An 18,216-nucleotide genomic window follows, 5' to 3' on the forward strand; every position below is an offset into this window, starting at 1 on the left:
TATGGGACAGAAAATAACCCGAATCGAAAAGAAGGGGGTATTATGAATAATTTAATAGAAATCCAAAGAAAAATTATTCCACAGGCAATAGAGCTTATGGAAAAAAGATATGCGATACTTAGGCAGATATCAATCAGTCAACCAATCGGGAGAAGGATGCTTTCTGCTACCCTTGATTTGAGTGAAAGGACTACTAGAACTGAAATTGATTTTTTAAAGGAACAAGGATTAATAAATATAGCTGTTTCAGGTATGACGATTACTGATGAAGGAAAAGAAGTTTTAGAAGAACTTGAATTGGTTATGGGAGAAGTAATGGGAATATCTGAACTTGAATCAAAACTTAAGGAAAAATTAGGTATAAAATTTGTAGCTATTTCAAAAAATGTCAATGATACTAAAGAAGGTATTGTAAAGGGCGTTGCTAAAGTAGCAGCAGATTATCTTTTAAAAACGTTAAATCATAGTGATATAATTGCGATTGCAGGTGGTACTACAATGAGAGAAGTTGCCCTTGGAATAAGCAAAGCAGAAGGGTTTGAAGATGTAATAGTATTACCTACAAGAGGAAGTGTCGGTTTGGATATAGATATACAAGCAAATAGTATTGCGGCATTATTAGCTAAAAATTTAGGAGCAAAAGTAGAGTTTTTATATGTTCCTGATGAATTAGATGGAAATGCAAGAGAAACATTGATGTCTGTTCCTGATATAAAAAATACACTAAAGCATTTAAAAATATCTAATAAGATATTGTTTAGTGTTGGTAGGGCAGATGTTATGTCAAAAAGACGAGGAATGTCGGAAGAAGGACAGAGAATATTGAAAAACAAGAAAGCAGTTGGTGAAGCATTTGGATACTATTTTGATAAAGATGGTGATATAGTAATGAAGGTAAACACCGTTGGGATTGATATAGATATGTATAAAAATTCGAAAAATGCAATTGCAGTATTTGCCGGTAATGATAAAGTTGATTCTTTTTTAGCTTTATATAAGTTAAATAAAAATATTTCGCTTATCACCGATGAGGCAAGTGCAAAAGAAATGTTGACAAAAGTTACAACAACTGAATTTTAGTGTTTGTAATCGATATATTTATATAAATAAAAATGTATATAATAAGTTTTAAAATTAATGTGTAAAAAAGAAATTTTTGGAGGTATTGAAATGGTAAAGGTAGCAATTAATGGTTTTGGTAGAATAGGAAGATTAGCTCTTAGAAAGATGATGGAACAGGAAGATAAATTTGAAGTTGTGGCAATCAACGATTTAACAGATGCTAATATGTTGGCTCATTTATTGAAATATGATACATCTCAAGGAAGATTTAACGGAGAAATTGTAGTTGAAGAAGGTGCTTTTATAGTAAATGGTAAGGAAATAAAAGTTATTTCTGAAAGAAATCCTGAAAATTTACCATGGGGTGAATTAGATGTTGATATAGTATTAGAGTGTACAGGTTTCTTTACATCAAAGGAAAAAGCAGAAGCCCATATTAAAGCAGGTGCTAAAAAAGTTCTTATTTCTGCACCGGCAACTGGCGATATAAAGACTGTTGTTTATAATGTAAACTCAGATATCATAGATGGAAGCGAAACAGTAGTATCAGGCGCTTCTTGTACAACTAATTGTCTTGCACCAATGGCTAAAGTCCTTAATGATAAATTTGGAATAGTAGAAGGTCTTATGACTACAATTCATGCTTATACAAATGACCAGAATACATTAGATGGACCACATGCAAAGGGGGATTTAAGAAGAGCAAGATCAGCTGCTGCAAATATTATTCCTAATACTACTGGTGCTGCAAAAGCAATTGGTTTAGTAATACCTGAATTAGCAGGAAAGTTAGATGGAGCTGCACAGAGAGTACCTGTGACAACTGGTTCAATAACTGAATTAGTATGCGTACTTGAAAAGAATACAAGTGTAGAAGAAATAAATGCTGCAATGAAAGCTGCTTCAAATGAGTCATTTGGATATACTGAGGAAGAATTAGTATCAAGTGATATAGTTGGAATAAGCTACGGTTCATTATTTGATGCTACATTGACAAAGGTAATAGATGTGGCAGGAAAGCAGTTGGTTAAAACTGTTGCTTGGTATGACAATGAAATGTCTTATACATCTCAGTTGGTTAGAACATTAGGTTTAGTAGGTAGTTTAACTAAATAATATAGAAAAAACTGGCGTATGGCCAAAAAGGCCTCGTTGGCTTTAGTAAAATCAGTCCGAGGCATAGTATAATATGCTTCGGACTTTTTTAAGAATATATCTTTTATAATACAATATATAAATATATAATCATCATAATTCAATTATTTTATCAAATATGATATAATATATTTATTGTAAATGTTTTAGGTAAATATATTTTGAAAAGGAGAACTATTATGTCAATGCTAAATAAAAAATCAATTGAAGATATTAATGTAAAGGGAAAAAAATGCCTAGTGAGATGTGATTTCAATGTACCACTAAAAGAAGGAAAAATAACTGATGAAAATAGATTGGTAGGAGCGATGCCGACTATTAAATATTTAGTGGAAAACGGAGCTAAAGTAATTCTTTGTTCACATCTTGGTAAGCCAAAAGGAGAAGCAAAACCGGAGCTATCATTAGAACCAGTTGCTAAAAGATTATCTGAAATGTTGGGTAAGGAAGTAGTTTTTGCTGCAGATGATAATGTTGTAGGAGAAAATGCAAAAAATGCAATTGAAAAGATGGATGATGGGGATGTAGTATTATTACAGAATACAAGATATAGAAAAGAAGAAACTAAAAATGAAGAAAGCTTTTCAAAGGAGCTGGCTTCATTGGCAGAAATATTTGTAAATGATGCCTTTGGTACTGCACATAGGGTACATTGTTCAACAGTAGGTGCAGGGGAGTTTTTAGAAGAAAGAGTTTGCGGTTACCTTATTCAAAAAGAACTGGATTTTTTAGGTGCTGCAGTTGAAAACCCAGTAAGACCATTTTTAGCAATATTAGGTGGTGCAAAAGTAAGTGATAAATTAGGCGTTATAAACAACCTGTTGGAAAAGGTAGATACTTTAATAATAGGAGGAGGAATGGCTTATACTTTTATAAAAGCATTAGGTCATGAAATAGGTACATCTCTTTTAGAGGAAGACAAGATAGATTATGCAAAAGAGATGATAGATAAAGCCAAATCAAAAGGTGTTAAACTTTTGTTGCCAGTTGATGTGGTGTATGCGGATAGATTTGCAGAAGATGCACAACCACACATTACAGAGGGCAGAGATATACCATCCGACTGTATGGGACTTGATATTGGACCGAAGACTAGGGAATTATTTACAGAAGCTGTTAAGTCTTCAAAAACAATAGTATGGAACGGACCAATGGGAGTTTTTGAATTCGAAAATTTCGCAAATGGAACTAAGGCAATAGCTCAAGCTATGGCAGATGCAGAAGCAACTACTATTATAGGTGGCGGAGATTCTGCAGCCGCAGTAAATCAGATAGGATTTGGAAATAAGATGAGCCATATATCAACTGGTGGAGGAGCTTCATTAGAGTTTTTAGAAGGTAAGGAGTTGCCAGGGATTGCCGCGTTAGGAAATAAATAGATTCGAAGGGAGAATGAAATGAGAAAGCCAATTATAGCAGGAAACTGGAAGATGAATAAGACAATTGCAGAAGGTCTTGAGTTTATAAATGAAATAAAAGGAAAAAGTGATGGTGAAACAGAAGTATTAATTTGTGCACCATTTACTTTATTAAAAGATTTAAAGGAAGCAAGTAAAGGTACTAATATAAAAATTGGTGCTCAGAATATGCACTTTGAAAATTCTGGTGCTTTTACAGGTGAAGTATCTTCTGCAAATTTAGTTGAACTTGGAATTGATTATGTAATAATTGGACATTCTGAGAGAAGAGAATATTTTAATGAAACAGATGAAACTTGTAATAAAAAAGTTTTAAAAGCAATTGAAGTTGGAATAAATCCAATACTTTGTTGCGGTGAAACTCTTGAAGAAAGAGAATCAAACAGAACAATAGAAAAGGTAAAAGGGCAAATAATAAAAGGTCTAGCTAATGTTAAATCTGAGGATATTGATAAAGTAGTCGTAGCATATGAACCAATATGGGCTATAGGAACAGGTAAAACAGCTACTTCAGAACAGGCTAATGAGGTTATAGCAGAAATAAGAACTATAATAAGAAGTATGTTTGGAGATTTGGCAGATAAGGTTAGAATACAATATGGTGGAAGTGTAAAACCGTCAAATGTATCGGAAATAATGGGACAATCTGATATTGATGGTGCATTGGTAGGTGGTGCATCACTTAATCCAAATGATTTTTTAGGATTATTAAGATTCTAGTAGTATATAAAATATAGGGTAAATTGTATTGCATATATTGAAAAGTATAAGTGTATAAAAATATGTAAAAATATTTAAAAAAGGAAGAGTTTATGAAAAAACCAGTAGTTTTAACAATAATGGATGGTTTTGGTTATACGCAAAACAAGGAAGGTAATGCCATAGTTTTGGCAGGAACACCTAACTTGGATGCACTAAGTGAAAGATTCCCGCATACATTAATTAAAGCAAGTGGAATGGATGTAGGACTTCCGAATGGACAGATGGGAAATTCAGAAGTAGGACACACTAATATAGGTGCCGGTAGAGTAGTATATCAAGATTTGACAAGAATAACAAAATCTATAATGGACGGAGATTTTTTTGAAAATAAAGCATTGAAATCAGCCATGATTAATGCAAAAGATAAAAGCCTTCATATATTAGGGTTATTATCTGATGGAGGAGTACATTCACATATAGATCATTTGAAAGCATTGATAGATATGGCAAGTAAAAATGGTTTGAAAAATGTTTTTGTTCATGCATTTACTGATGGTAGAGATACGGATCCTCAGAGTGCTATAGATTTTGTGGAAGAAATTGAAAGTTATATGAATAAAGTTGGAGTAGGAAAGATTGCTACTATATCCGGAAGATATTATGCTATGGATAGAGATAAGAGATGGGATAGAGTAGAGAAAGCATATGATGCCATTGTTTATGCAAAAGGAAACTACTCTGAATCAGCTATGAAATGCATTAAAGATTCATATGATGCAGGTATAAACGATGAATTTATTGTACCTACAATAATAACTGATAGTGGAGAGCCACTTACTAAATTATCTAATGAAGATTCAGTTGTATTTTTTAATTTTAGACCGGACAGAGCTAGAGAAATAACTAGAGCTATTACGGATAGAGAATTTGATGGATTTGAAAGAAATATTATTCCGACTCAGTTTATTTGTATGACAACTTACGATGCAACTATGGAAAATGTAAAAGTGGCTTATGAACCGGAAGATATAGTGAATACATTAGGTGAATATCTATCTAAAAATGGTAAACTACAGTTAAGAGCAGCTGAAACAGAAAAGTATGCACATGTCACTTTCTTTTTCAATGGTGGAAAAGAAGAACCTTATGATGGAGAAGACAGATTACTAATTGCTTCGCCAAAGGTTGCAACCTATGATATGAAACCCGAAATGTCGGCATATGAGTTATTAGAACAATTATTGGAAAAGATAGATGAAGATAAATATGATTTTATAGCTGTAAACTTTGCAAATCCTGATATGGTAGGTCATACTGGTGATATGAAAGCAACTGAAAAAGCTATAAAAACAGTAGATGAATGTGTTGGTAAATTATTTGATAAAGTGTTATCCAAAGGTGGTAGTGGCATAATTACTGCTGATCATGGTAATGCCGAATTGATGATTGACTTAGAAACTGGTAGACCAATTACATCTCATTCTACGAATCCCGTACCATTTATAGTAGTTGGAGAAGCATTTAAAGATGTTAAATTGTTGAGTGATGGTAAACTATCTGATATTGCTCCTACAGTACTTGATATGATGAATATGGTACAGCCAGAAGAAATAACAGGTCACTCACTAATAAAAAGATAGCTGTTGTAGTGAGAAATAAGGTGCAATTTTAAAAAAGCTGCATATTGATGTAGATTTGATGGAATTTAAAAATATTTTAGAAAGAACAATAATATCAACAAACAGGTAAAAGTTTGAGGTATAATTCGAAATATAATATGATAAAGACTTTTACAAATTTACCCATCAATTTATTTGTAAACAAAACAAAATTAATAATAGGATTTTTATACATACTTAAAATACGTTAGTTTGTGATATAATATTATTGTACTTAATCTATTTTATATATTGAAAGGGGAATGAAAATGTCAATTATTGAATTAGTATATGCAAGAGAAGTATTAGACTCAAGAGGTAATCCAACTGTAGAGGTTGAAGTAGTATTAGAAAGTGGAGCTATGGGAAGAGCTATAGTGCCATCAGGAGCTTCAACTGGTGCTTTTGAGGCCGTAGAGTTAAGAGATGGTGATAAAGGAAGATATCTTGGAAAGGGTGTCCAGAAAGCAGTAGATAATGTAAATGAAATAATTGCTCCTGAAGTTGAGGGATTGGACGCATTTGATCAACCGGGAATAGATGAATTAATGTGTGAAATTGACGGCACTCCAAATAAAGGCAAATTAGGGGCTAATGCTATCTTAGGTGTTTCTTTGGCCGTAGCCAGAGCAGCAGCTGATGAATTAGGTCTGCCATTATTTCAATATATTGGTGGCGTGAATGCAAAACAACTTCCAGTGCCAATGATGAATATATTAAATGGCGGAGAACATGCGGATAATAATGTTGACGTTCAGGAATTTATGATTTTACCTGTGGGTGCATCTTCATTTGCTGAGGCATTGAGAATGGGGGCAGAAGTATTCCATTCATTAAAGAAAGTTCTTGCTGAAAGAGAACTTGCTTGCGGCGTAGGTGATGAGGGTGGATTTGCTCCAAACCTTAATTCAAATAGAGAAGCATTAGAATTAATTGTTGATGCGATTAAAGGTGCAGGATTAGAGCCTGGTAAAGACATCATGCTGGGAATGGATGTTGCTTCTTCAGAAATGTATAATAAAGAAACAGGAAAGTATGAATTAAAGGGAGAAGGAAAAGTTCTTTCTTCAGAAGAAATGATTGAGTTATACGAAGGTTGGGTAAATGAATTCCCTATTATAACAATAGAAGATGGTCTTGATGAAGAAGATTGGACAGGTTGGAAAGCTTTGACTGAGAGATTAGGAAAGAAAATTCAGTTAGTTGGAGATGACCTATTTGTTACAAATACTGAAAGGTTATCAAGAGGTATTGAGTCTGGTGTAGCTAACTCAATTCTTATAAAAGTTAATCAGATAGGTACTCTTACAGAAACACTAGATGCTATTGAAATGGCTAAAAGAGCTGGTTATACAGCTGTTATCTCACATAGATCGGGTGAAACAGAGGATACAACTATAGCTGATATTGCAGTAGCTGTAAATGCCGGTCAGATTAAGACTGGTGCACCATCAAGAACTGATAGAGTTGCGAAATATAACCAGTTATTAAGAATAGAAGAAATTGTAGGAGAATCATCAAGATACGAGCAATTAAAATCATTCTATAATTTAAGTAAATAATTGATACTGAAAAAATTTGATAAAGAATTTTTTCCAGTAAGTTTAAGCAAAAATTGCAGTATAAGAAGTATATCTTCTTATACTGTGATTTTCATTTTATCGAGATAGCTTTATTAAATCTTATAGGAAGACGATTTTATTTTTTACCAGTATTTTTAAACTTGTTTAAAAATACTGGTAAAAAATAAAAAAGATATATATTACGAAAAGGAAGTGAAAATAAATGAAAGAGAAAATTAAATTATTTAAAGTAAAAAAAGAAGATATTTTTATTATTTTGCCATTGATATTTATATTTTCTGCAATATTAGTATTAAATTTACATATACCACTGATGGCAGATGATTTTTTAAACAAGATAGATATCAATCATAACAGAATTAATTCTATTTTTCAAGTTATTCAAAATTTAATAAGACGATATTATAATGAAAATGGAAGAATTTTTTCTCATGGTATAGGTGGTATTTTACTTATGTTTAATCAAAAGTATATAGCAATATTAAATTCTACTATCTTCTGTATTTTTATATACCAAATATATAGATTTATAGACATGGAAAAATATGAGTCTAAAAACTCTAAAGTAATAATTTCCATATTATATATATTGATAGTTTTTTTATTAATCTGGAAATTTATACCAGCATTTGGGCAAGTTTTTCTTTGGAGAATAGGAGCTGCAAATTATTTGTGGACAAGTGTATTTATATTAGCTATGGTTTTATCCATTAAAAAAGTGTATAAAGATAGATGTGTAAGAGAAAATGGAAAAAATAATATAGAAATAAAAAAAATTATTCTATATATAATATTATCATTTATAACGGGTTCAACAAATGAAAATCCAGTAGTTGGAGTAATAGTCATATTATTCGCTTATATGTATTTGGTTAAATTTAGACATAAAGAAAGCATAAAAATTTATATTGCAATGTTAATAAGCATGTTAACTGGATATATTTTAATGCTCACAGCTCCAGGGAATTTTAAAAGAATCAATTACTTTAAAGAATCTCCTTATTTAATAGAGAGATATTTGAATAGATTAGATAATATGTTTCATAAATTTTATATGTATATATTAATACTTTTTTTACTTGCTATTACGATACATATATTATCAAGTATTGTTAAATCCAATGAATCTGAAAGTGAGTCGGAGATATATATTTTAGCAGCTTTGGCAACCTTTTTCTCTATGATTATGTCACCTACATTTCCTGCGAGAGCAATGATAATGACAGTGGTTTTTTTAATTATAGCAATAATGATATCTATAAACAATATATTTTTATATACAAAAATATGTGGATATTTGTTAATTTTATTTGCTTTATGCCTTGGTTCATTTTTCTTTATTAAGAATTATCCTCAAGCTTTATCAAAAAATATAGAATATGAAAAAAAATATGAAAAAAGAGAAAGAATTATTTATGAAAGTAAGAAAAAAGGAGTTTTAGATAATATAGTCGTGCCAGAGGTAAAAGCAGGAGGAGATAAATATGAAGCGGCTTTTGAGTTGGATGATATAGAAAAAGATAATCCTAAAAATTGGATGAATAAAAGTATAAGTTGGTATTATGGCGTAAATTCAGTGACTTTAAAATAAAGGATAAAGTTTTAATAATTATTAAAAAACATAAATTATAGATATAATAAATACAACTAAAACAATTTTAGCTTTAATAGTTAAATTGAATTGTAGCAGATTACTCTCGAAGTATAATATATATGCTGATAATTAAGAAATTTACCGTAATATTATATTGCCAAATCTTGTTAAAGTTATCGCTTTATGATATAATAGGTTTTGGATTTTAAATAACTAATAAAAATTATTGCAAAGAGATAGATTAAGGGAGGATATAATATGGGAAATATATTGATGGGTATACAGTTACTTCTTAGTATACTATTAATTATAGTTGTTTTACCTCAAGAAAGTAAACAGACTCAGACACAGGTATTTATAGAAGATACTGATTCACAAGCATATTTTAAACCAAAGGGAAAAGAAGCATTTTTAAACAAAATGACTAAAATATTATCGATTTTATTCTTTATAAATGCTATTGCACTTTTAACTGTAATAAAATAATTGTAATCTAGGCACCTTGCAATTCATTGTAAAGGTGTTTTTTTTCAATTAAATATTAATGAAAGGTAGGGCTGGGAATGTTACCGATAGATATAAAAGAAAGAATTTTGGGATTTATAAATCATATTGACTATAAAATAATCAAAAGAAATGAGTTGGCAGATATTTTTCTTGAAAATAAATCTGATATAGAAGAATTTAATTCCATATTAGATGAGTTGGCTGCAAATGGAGAATTATTTATCAATAAAAAAGGAAAAGTAGGTACATTGGATTTATTTTCTATGAAAAAAGGGAAATACTCTTCTACAAAGAATGGATATGGATTTGTGGATGTAGATGGAGAAGATGAAGGGATTTTTATTAACGAAGAAGATAGAAATGGAGCTTTTGATGGTGACGAAATTATTGTCAAAGTAATAAAAAATTCAACACCTGAAAAAAAAGCCGAAGCCGTAATTGTAAAAATAATAAAAAGAGCAAATCACGATGTGGTTGGAGTTTTCCATCAAAATACAAGTTTCGGTTTTGTAATTGTGGATAATAAAAAATTTGATATGGATATATTTATTCCAAAAAAATATTTTAGTGGTGCAAAAAATAATGATAAAGTCGTGTGCAGGATAGATATATGGCCGGAAAATGGTAAAAAACCTGAAGGCAGGATTATAGAAGTGATTGGTAAAAAAGGCGATCGCTATGTTGAAATTGATTCTATTATAAAACATCACAGTCTACTGGAAGAATTTCCTAAAAAAGTTATCGACCAATTAGAAGATATTCCTGATTACATAGGTGAAGAAGAAATAAACGGTAGATTAGATTTAAGAAATGAAATAATATATACTATTGATGGAGCTGATTCTAAGGATTTTGATGATGCAGTTTGCGTTGAAATTATGGAAAATGGTAATTTCAAATTGGGTGTACACATTGCCGATGTAACTCATTATGTAACAGAGAATTCTCCGTTGGATAGAGAGGCTTTAAAAAGAGCTACATCTGTTTATCTGGTTGATAAAGTAATACCTATGTTACCACCTAAATTATCGAATGGAATATGTTCGCTAAATCCAAATGTAGATAGATTAACTCTTTCCTGTATTATGGAAATTAATCCACAAAATGGGAAAGTAATTAATTATGATATCGTTGAATCAGTAATAAATTCTAAGGCTAGACTGACGTACACAGAAGTAAGTGATATTTTGGAAAATGAAAACAAAGAACTTTCAGAAAAATATGAATTTCTACTTGAAAATTTAAAAAATGCGGAAAAATTAGCATTGGTATTAAGAAATAGAAGATTAAAACGTGGAGCTATAGATTTTGATTTTCCAGAATCGTATATAATACTGGATGAAGAAGGGATACCAATAGATATTTCTCCATATGAAAGAAGAACATCCAATAAAATTATAGAAGAATTTATGTTATTGACTAATGAGACTATTTCGGAACATTATCATTGGATGAAGATTCCATTTGTATATAGGGTGCATGAGGAGCCTGAAGAGGATAAAATCATTGAGTTAAAAGAGTATTTGAATATGTTAGGATATAAGATGATATTTTCAAGAACAGGAGTAAGACCGAAGGATTTACAGAAAGCACTTAACTCAATTAAAGATTTAGATACTAAGCAATCTGTAGGAAGAGTGATGTTGAGAACTCTAAGACAAGCAAGATATTCACCGGAAAGTTTGGGACATTTTGGACTCGCAGCCAAATATTATAGCCATTTTACATCTCCAATAAGAAGATACCCTGACTTACAGATACATAGAATTATCAAAGAAATAATAAATAAAAAGTATAACAAAAAAAGATTTAAACATTATGAACATCTATTAGCAGAAGTATGTAATCAATCATCAATTCAGGAAAGAAAAGCAGAGTTAGCCGAAAGAGATGTAGATGATTATTATAAAGCAGTTTATATGGAAAATAAAATTGGTGAAAAATATTTAGGACATATATCAAGCGTAACTTCATTTGGAATATTTGTAGAATTACCAAATGGAGTAGAAGGATTAATTCGTCTTCAAAACATACCGGAATACTTTGAATATGTTGAAAAATCAAAAACTCTCGTAGGTAAACAGAGTGGAAAAATATATAGATTAGGTCAAAAATTGCAGGTAAAAGTAGAAAATGTAAATGTTGATTTAAGAGAGATAGATTTTTCTCTGGTGTAATAAAAAGTTAAGTTTTTTATATTATAATAATATATAATCTAAATGAAACTATTATTTTGTTAAATATAAAATGAATTTTGGAGGTTATATGCATAAAAAATTAAGAATTAATAACATTTTTTTACTCTATACAATTGCTTTTTTATTGTTATCATCAGTAATATTATTGGTTGCCAATTTTAAAGAAGTAAGTTTAGTATATGATGCAGATGCATTGGTTCAGCATTTTCCTGCTCAGTTTTTTATGAATGATTATATTTATGATGCAATAAGAAGTTTTGGAAAAAATGCTGCAAGTTTTAATTTTAATTTGGGACTTGGACAAGATATATTGACAACATATCATTATTATGGATTAACGGATCCACTGAATTTAATAATGGTTTTTTCAAAAAATATAGAACCTCAAATTTTATATACCATAAGAATATTTTTAAGAATATACTTATCGGGAATTGCGTTTATTATTATGTGTATACATTTTAAGAAAAATAAAGAGATTATAGTTGCCGGAGCACTGATTTACACTTTTTCAAACTATACATTGACTCCCGGGGTTATGCATTTGTATTTTACCAATTCCATGATTATACTGCCAATATTAATATTGAGTGTAGATAGATTGATAAGAAAGAACAAACCATTTTTATTTATATTTACAATGGTTATTGCGGTATTTATGAATATTTATTTTGCTTATATGCTATCCTTGACTGCATTTGTATATGCAATTGTGAGCATATTATTATTGTCGAGAGAAAACGGTTTTAGAAAATCGGTAAAAATATTTGTGAGTGGTATTAGTTCATATTTATTATCTATACTAATTGCAGGTGTTGTATTTGTTCCAGTCATCTACAGCTTATTTACCAATAGTATTAGAACAATAGGGAAAATTGAACCGTCCTATCTAATGAGTAAAACTGAGATCATAAACTATTTCTATAATATGTTTGTCTTACCAAATATGACTAATTTTGCAGTGGTTGGTATATCTATGGTTACAATGTTTAGTATTGTTGATTTATGGATAAATAGAGGAAATTACAAGTTAAAAATATTAATGATTCTTTCTATTTTACTTATATTGTCTCCCAAAATACATAAAGTCATGGGTGCATTTTCATATGACAATTTTAGATGGTATTTTATTATAATTCTTTTGTTATCATATATATTTGTAGACAGATATGATAGTTTAAAAAATTTAGAGAAAAATAAAAAAGTATTAATGATAATAATAACTTTTATTTTGCTTGGAGGATATACTTTAAAAACTTATAATATAATATCAAATCAAATTCAAGGTGGAAACATATACAAATCATATATATTAGGCATTTCGATTCCTATATTTGTGGGAATTATATATATGATTATATTGCTTGCTGGAAGCAAAAAAAGGTTAATATATATGTTGTTGATAGCTTCTTTATTAATGAGTAACTTCGTATATATATGGAGTGGTATAAATAATGGTGCTTTAGTCGATAAAAAAGAGCTAGAAAAAATGTATAAGATCAAATATGAAAGTGTAGAAAAAAATAAGAATGATGGATTTTCTAGATTTGATAATCAAATGAATGGAGGATATAATTTATCTGATATCTATAATTATAAATCCGGATCTGTGTATTACAGTATTGAAAATAAAAATTTATCGGAGTTTAATCTTGAATACATGAATTCTGCAGCCGCACCAGTAACAAAATTACATAGTTTTGATTCAAGAGCAAGATTAAACAGTATTTTATCCACAAAGTACTATTATGGTGATAAAGTACCTTTTGGATATGAAAAAAAAGGCAAAATATATGAAGATAGCAATTATATACCATTTGGATTTACTTATGATAAATATATAGAAGAAGAATATTTGAAATATATGAATCCTTTGGATAAGGAAGACATATTAATGAATGCGTGTATAATAAATTCATATACACCTGATAAAATAGGATTTCTTAGTAAAAACAGAAAAGAAAAATACGATTTGTCAAATATTGAAAAATTAGACAATAGTTATTTTAAAAAGAATTATTTAAAAAAATCAGACGTACATTTTAAGCCGGGTTTTATAAAAGATGGAAATAAAGTAGATTTAAGTGATTCATATATCAATAATCATCAAGGATATAATTTGGTATTGGATTTCAATACAAGATTTGATGGGGAATTGTATATGAGATTGAAATCTCAAGACACATTTATAAACAATGATGTAATATATGTTGATAATGGAAAAAATAAATCTACCATAAAATTTACAAAAGAATCTTCCAACTGGTATTCAGGCGAAAAAGAAAAACTATGTAATCTTGGTTATATAAAAAAAGGAAAACATACCGTTATTATAAATATTCCTCAAAAAGGAAGCTTTAGTATAAATGATATAAAGTTAGAGTGTATAGACTTAGATAATTTAGAAAATAATAAAGAAAAATTATCCAAAAATCATTTAAAAGAAGTAAATATTGGAAAAGATAAATTTAATGGTAAAATAGACTTAGATAAAGATAAAATACTATTTATATCTATACCATATAGTAAAGGATGGATTGCCAAAGACAATGGAAAAGAAACAGAGATAATAAGGGCAAATACCGGTTTTATGGCAATTAAATTAAAAGCAGGAAAGCATAATGTTGATTTTGAATATAAAAGACCATGGCAAAATTATGGGAATTATGCGAGTATTGCAGGTATAATTATTTTATTAGTATATTTCATATTAAGAAAGGGATTTGAAAGGGAAAATTATGGCTGGAATAAAAATACTAGCAAAAAATAAGGTTGTAAGACATAATTACTTCATTGAAGATGTGTACGAATGTGGAATAGAACTTAAAGGAACGGAAGTTAAATCTATAAGACAGGGAAAAATAAATTTGAAAGAAGGATATGCAACTGTTGATAATAGTGAGGTTTTTTTAAGACAAGTTCATATTAGTCCTTATGAGCAGGGAAATAGATTCAATGTGGATCCACTTAGAGTAAGAAAACTTCTTTTGCATAAATATCAAATTAGAAAACTTATTGGAGCGACGACTATAAAGGGATATTCTCTAATTCCCTTGAGTATGTATCTAAAAAATGGAAAAGTTAAAGTTGAATTAGGATTGGCAAAAGGTAAAAAACTATATGATAAGCGTCAAGATATGGCTAAAAAAGATGCTGAAAGAAGGATTCAAAGAGAAATGAGTGATAAATATTAGGGGAGATTAAGGTCTCCCTTTTTTAAAAATTATTTTATTATATCATATTATATTATATAAATGTACTATGCAAATATTTTTATTAGTTACATTATATAAAAAAATGAAACTGATTATTGTTTCATATGGTATAATCAAATAAATAGGTGGTGAAAAGATGGATGCATTGGCAGAAAAAATATATTATTTTGATGAATCAGGGACAATAACTACATATAATAATGGGAATCATAGATTTTTGATTATAGCTGGATTGAAAACTAATAATGTTGAACATACCAAAAGAATTTTCAGAAAAGCAAAAGTGAAGTATTTAAGTAAAAATCCGGAGTTAGAGTTAGATGTCAGATATGAAATAAAAGGATCTCAGATGAATCTGGATTTTAAAAGGTTTATACTGGAAGAGTTGATAAGAAAAACCGATATTAAATTTAGTTTTATAGTTTTCGATAATTACCATTCACCTTATAAAATGAGGACAAAACCGGCAATAACGTTTAATTATTTAATGTATTTATTGATGAAACATTTAATTTATGACTGTGATACATTGCATATTAATCTGGACAATAGAAATGTTGCTATAGAAAACTTGAAATCTTTGCAAGACTACATGACGACAAAGTTTTGTGTTGAGGAAGATCTTTTATATGAAGTAAGAGTTAGTTATTTAGATTCAAAAGAAAATACAATGATTCAGATAGCAGATGTATTTGCAAATTTCTTATGGAGGTTACTAAAGGGAAAAAATAACGAAGTAGATCAAAGAAAGGCTATGGATTTATTTAATGAAATAAAAATTGGCAACCTTGAAAAATGTGAGTATTTTCCTAAATCAAGTTGTAAGATAAAAGAGTTTTTGGAATAAAAAAAATGATATCAACTAAAAGGGGGTTACCATTACAGGCAACTTACGAATGTATGTACGCCCTTCTTTTAGAATTACTAATATCATCTTTACATTATTATAATACATATTTTATCAGAAATCAATGTGATAAAAACTAATATAGTCCTATGTTAAAAAAATAACATATTTATTTGCGCTATTGTTTTTCATGATGGTTTTTAATCCTTATAGCTTGGGTTAGCTTGTTTCTTTTTCAACGGGAAAGCAAACTTCAGTAAGCCAATTTTCAGAACCAACACAATCGTTTGGCGGTTTATGATATATGTTATACATAGAACCGGCAAAAACATAATGATTATCCTTTAACCAGTTTGCTACAGCTAAATTTAGTCCATTCATGAAATCAAAGTCGCCTTGCATAACAACTGAAATTATAGTCTTAGGACTCTCAGTTTTAAAAGTTATATTATGTAAATTCGAATACTCTCCTATTACACTACATTGTATTTCAATATCAATATTTGCATCCTTAAATTCTTTGTCATGATAAATTGATATATTATATGGAGGGTTTTGTAACTTTATATCCTGTTCAGTAATTTCGCGAAGTATAGTTTGAAAAAGTTCTTTTTCCTCTTGATAAGAATTTACTTTTTTACGCAAACTTACTACATTTTGTCGAGGAATTTTTTTCAAATTGATTTTAAAACTGTAAATTGAGCTGTTATCTATAGTTTTTAAAACAGAATTAATATGTGTAATATTATTTTCTATATCCTTTAATTCTTTTTGACGTTTTATCAGTAGATCATTTAGATACGAACTCATATACTTTGAATCATTACATTTGTCTAACAAAGATTTTATTTCTTTCAAGCTTATACCCAGACTTTTCAGAGTTTGTATTGTATTTGCTATCAGTAATTGTTCTTCATTATAATACCTATAACTGTTACTTTTATCTACATAGGCAGGACTCAATAAACCTATTTTATCATAGTGTCTAAGCATGCGTACTCCTATCTGAGACAGAACTGAAAATTCTCTTATCTTAAGCATAACTATTCCTACTTTCATAAATTTACTATTGACCTTGCAACTGTGACAACGTTTATAATTAATATTATATCAAAAGAAAGAAGCCGACGAAATAGAATTTAAATATGTATTTTGTAAAACTAATTGCAGTCAAAATACAGATGATACTAAAGGAGTAAATTTGAATACGTACTTTATGAAACTAACTATAATGGTCTGAATTATTTTAGATAAATTATAATTGAAACAAAAGGAGGGAAAGAAAATGAGTGAATGTAGAGAATGTTATAGCAGTAATAAAAGAATCACACCAATGATAGAGCCACGCGAATGTTTAGAAAATCATTTGCAATATATTTGCGGAACTTGTGGTAGATGTATTTGTATAAATAAGACTGAAAAAGGCGGTTTGCAAAGGTGGAATTTTCCTTTCAAAACATTAGAAATAGCGAAGTTATATTTACGAACGGCAGATGTGACAAATAAAACTAATTGTGGTATCTATGAAATAAAAAGTGCTAAAGGAAGAAAGTTGTATAAGATTTTTCCTAATGAAATAGAGCTACGTAAATACTTGAAAAATAACAAGGGTAAGACATGTGAGACAATGACTCCTGCCTATCAGCATTCAGAATATATGGAGTTTCCCAATTCGGAAATCAGAAGACTGAATGCTGAAGAAGTAGAAAAATATTTAAAAGAACAAAAAGATGCTGATTAATCAGAAAAAATGTTATAATAAATTAAAATTTCAACTGGAGATTTGAATTGAGGTGATATTATGGCATCCAGTAGGGAGTATTTAGATTTTATTATGGAGCAATTATCTGGGCTAGAGGATATAAATTATAGGGCAATGATGGGAGAGTATATCCTATATTATAAAGGCAAGATTGTTGGAGGAATATATGATGATAGATTGCTTGTTAAACCCGTAAAATCAGCAATAAATTATATATCAACTCCAGAATATGAGTTACCATATGAAGGTGCAAAAGAAATGATATTAGTAGATAATGTAGATGATAAAGAATATTTGGCAGGTTTATTTAATACTATGTTTGATGAACTTCCAGCCTCAAAACCTAAAAAGAAGAAATAAGCAATTTCCAGTTTTTTGATCCAAATAACTAATAGAAGCTATAGATATAGCAATTTTAAAATAGACTGATACTTATAACAGTCTATTTTTAAATGTATTGGTTGGTTTTGTTTGGGTTTTCATAAATTATTAAAACTTAATTTTTCATAGACTCG

At 29.3% G+C, this 18,216-nt stretch carries 15 protein-coding genes; 14 read left to right on the plus strand and 1 reads right to left on the minus strand.

What is annotated here, in order from left to right; genetic code table 11:
* The first annotated feature begins 42 nt into the window (after positions 1 to 42).
* The 12 genes from HLB29_RS01950 to HLB29_RS02005 all read left to right on the plus strand — a co-directional run bounded on the left by HLB29_RS01950 (position 43) and on the right by HLB29_RS02005 (position 15,939).
* Positions 43 to 1,080 carry a sugar-binding transcriptional regulator gene (locus tag HLB29_RS01950; protein WP_185623472.1) on the plus strand — a complete coding sequence of 346 codons (1,038 nt, stop codon included), beginning with the start codon at positions 43 to 45 and terminating at the stop codon, positions 1,078 to 1,080.
* A 90-nt stretch (positions 1,081 to 1,170) separates the two neighbouring features.
* Positions 1,171 to 2,178, plus strand: coding sequence for a type I glyceraldehyde-3-phosphate dehydrogenase (gap, locus tag HLB29_RS01955; RefSeq protein WP_185623473.1), 1,008 nt, complete (start codon positions 1,171 to 1,173; stop codon positions 2,176 to 2,178).
* A gap of 218 nt (positions 2,179 to 2,396) precedes the next feature.
* On the plus strand, positions 2,397 to 3,596 hold the full coding sequence (locus tag HLB29_RS01960) for a phosphoglycerate kinase (protein WP_185623474.1): 1,200 nt from the start codon (positions 2,397 to 2,399) through the stop codon (positions 3,594 to 3,596).
* An 18-nt stretch (positions 3,597 to 3,614) separates the two neighbouring features.
* Entirely contained in the window at positions 3,615 to 4,355 is a 741-nt protein-coding gene (gene tpiA / locus HLB29_RS01965) for a triose-phosphate isomerase (RefSeq protein WP_185623475.1), read from the plus strand.
* Between the two features lie 92 nt (positions 4,356 to 4,447).
* Entirely contained in the window at positions 4,448 to 5,977 is a 1,530-nt protein-coding gene (gpmI, locus tag HLB29_RS01970; protein ID WP_185623476.1) for a 2,3-bisphosphoglycerate-independent phosphoglycerate mutase, read from the plus strand.
* Between the two features lie 287 nt (positions 5,978 to 6,264).
* Positions 6,265 to 7,557, plus strand: coding sequence for a phosphopyruvate hydratase (eno, locus tag HLB29_RS01975; protein ID WP_185623477.1), 1,293 nt, complete (start codon positions 6,265 to 6,267; stop codon positions 7,555 to 7,557).
* A gap of 223 nt (positions 7,558 to 7,780) precedes the next feature.
* The gene (locus tag HLB29_RS01980) at positions 7,781 to 9,169 is read left to right on the plus strand and encodes a DUF3329 domain-containing protein (protein WP_185623478.1); all 1,389 of its coding nucleotides are present in this window, start codon (positions 7,781 to 7,783) and stop codon (positions 9,167 to 9,169) included.
* A 261-nt stretch (positions 9,170 to 9,430) separates the two neighbouring features.
* Complete coding sequence (secG, locus tag HLB29_RS01985) at positions 9,431 to 9,658, plus strand: preprotein translocase subunit SecG (RefSeq protein WP_185623479.1); 228 nt, start codon at positions 9,431 to 9,433, stop codon at positions 9,656 to 9,658.
* A gap of 77 nt (positions 9,659 to 9,735) precedes the next feature.
* Positions 9,736 to 11,856 carry a ribonuclease R gene (rnr, locus tag HLB29_RS01990; RefSeq protein ID WP_185623480.1) on the plus strand — a complete coding sequence of 707 codons (2,121 nt, stop codon included), beginning with the start codon at positions 9,736 to 9,738 and terminating at the stop codon, positions 11,854 to 11,856.
* A gap of 88 nt (positions 11,857 to 11,944) precedes the next feature.
* A complete protein-coding gene (locus HLB29_RS01995; protein ID WP_185623481.1) occupies positions 11,945 to 14,647 on the plus strand; it encodes a YfhO family protein in 2,703 nt (900 codons plus the stop codon).
* Positions 14,616 to 15,071 carry an SsrA-binding protein SmpB gene (gene smpB / locus HLB29_RS02000; RefSeq protein WP_185623482.1) on the plus strand — a complete coding sequence of 152 codons (456 nt, stop codon included), beginning with the start codon at positions 14,616 to 14,618 and terminating at the stop codon, positions 15,069 to 15,071. Before HLB29_RS01995 ends, smpB begins: the two co-directional genes overlap by 32 nt.
* Positions 15,072 to 15,228: 157 nt before the next feature.
* A complete protein-coding gene (locus HLB29_RS02005; protein WP_185623483.1) occupies positions 15,229 to 15,939 on the plus strand; it encodes a DUF3800 domain-containing protein in 711 nt (236 codons plus the stop codon).
* 219 nt (positions 15,940 to 16,158) lie between these two features.
* Here the strand turns inward: HLB29_RS02005 and HLB29_RS02010 are convergent, their stop codons facing one another.
* On the minus strand, positions 16,159 to 16,980 hold the full coding sequence (locus HLB29_RS02010) for a MerR family transcriptional regulator (RefSeq protein WP_185623484.1): 822 nt from the start codon (positions 16,978 to 16,980) through the stop codon (positions 16,159 to 16,161).
* Between the two features lie 244 nt (positions 16,981 to 17,224).
* On the opposite strand from HLB29_RS02010, the gene HLB29_RS02015 reads away from it, so the two are divergent.
* A complete protein-coding gene (locus HLB29_RS02015; RefSeq protein WP_185623485.1) occupies positions 17,225 to 17,680 on the plus strand; it encodes a hypothetical protein in 456 nt (151 codons plus the stop codon).
* A 60-nt stretch (positions 17,681 to 17,740) separates the two neighbouring features.
* Complete coding sequence (locus HLB29_RS02020) at positions 17,741 to 18,061, plus strand: TfoX/Sxy family protein (protein ID WP_185623486.1); 321 nt, start codon at positions 17,741 to 17,743, stop codon at positions 18,059 to 18,061.
* The last annotated feature ends 155 nt before the right edge of the window (positions 18,062 to 18,216 follow it).

It is taken from the genome of Peptostreptococcus canis, from assembly GCF_014229965.1.
In the GTDB taxonomy this organism is placed as follows: domain Bacteria; phylum Bacillota; class Clostridia; order Peptostreptococcales; family Peptostreptococcaceae; genus Peptostreptococcus; species Peptostreptococcus canis.

What these genes read in the sequence shown, in the direction of transcription:
- HLB29_RS01950 (WP_185623472.1), top strand. Translation starts at nt 43, where the DNA reads ATGAATAATTTAATAGAAATCCAAAGAAAAATTATTCCACAGGCAATA.
- gap (WP_185623473.1), top strand. Translation starts at nt 1,171, where the DNA reads ATGGTAAAGGTAGCAATTAATGGTTTTGGTAGAATAGGAAGATTAGCT.
- HLB29_RS01960 (WP_185623474.1), top strand. Translation starts at nt 2,397, where the DNA reads ATGTCAATGCTAAATAAAAAATCAATTGAAGATATTAATGTAAAGGGA.
- tpiA (WP_185623475.1), top strand. Translation starts at nt 3,615, where the DNA reads ATGAGAAAGCCAATTATAGCAGGAAACTGGAAGATGAATAAGACAATT.
- gpmI (WP_185623476.1), top strand. Translation starts at nt 4,448, where the DNA reads ATGAAAAAACCAGTAGTTTTAACAATAATGGATGGTTTTGGTTATACG.
- eno (WP_185623477.1), top strand. Translation starts at nt 6,265, where the DNA reads ATGTCAATTATTGAATTAGTATATGCAAGAGAAGTATTAGACTCAAGA.
- HLB29_RS01980 (WP_185623478.1), top strand. Translation starts at nt 7,781, where the DNA reads ATGAAAGAGAAAATTAAATTATTTAAAGTAAAAAAAGAAGATATTTTT.
- secG (WP_185623479.1), top strand. Translation starts at nt 9,431, where the DNA reads ATGGGAAATATATTGATGGGTATACAGTTACTTCTTAGTATACTATTA.
- rnr (WP_185623480.1), top strand. Translation starts at nt 9,736, where the DNA reads ATGTTACCGATAGATATAAAAGAAAGAATTTTGGGATTTATAAATCAT.
- HLB29_RS01995 (WP_185623481.1), top strand. Translation starts at nt 11,945, where the DNA reads ATGCATAAAAAATTAAGAATTAATAACATTTTTTTACTCTATACAATT.
- smpB (WP_185623482.1), top strand. Translation starts at nt 14,616, where the DNA reads ATGGCTGGAATAAAAATACTAGCAAAAAATAAGGTTGTAAGACATAAT.
- HLB29_RS02005 (WP_185623483.1), top strand. Translation starts at nt 15,229, where the DNA reads ATGGATGCATTGGCAGAAAAAATATATTATTTTGATGAATCAGGGACA.
- HLB29_RS02010 (WP_185623484.1), bottom strand. Translation starts at nt 16,980, where the DNA reads ATGCTTAAGATAAGAGAATTTTCAGTTCTGTCTCAGATAGGAGTACGC.
- HLB29_RS02015 (WP_185623485.1), top strand. Translation starts at nt 17,225, where the DNA reads ATGAGTGAATGTAGAGAATGTTATAGCAGTAATAAAAGAATCACACCA.
- HLB29_RS02020 (WP_185623486.1), top strand. Translation starts at nt 17,741, where the DNA reads ATGGCATCCAGTAGGGAGTATTTAGATTTTATTATGGAGCAATTATCT.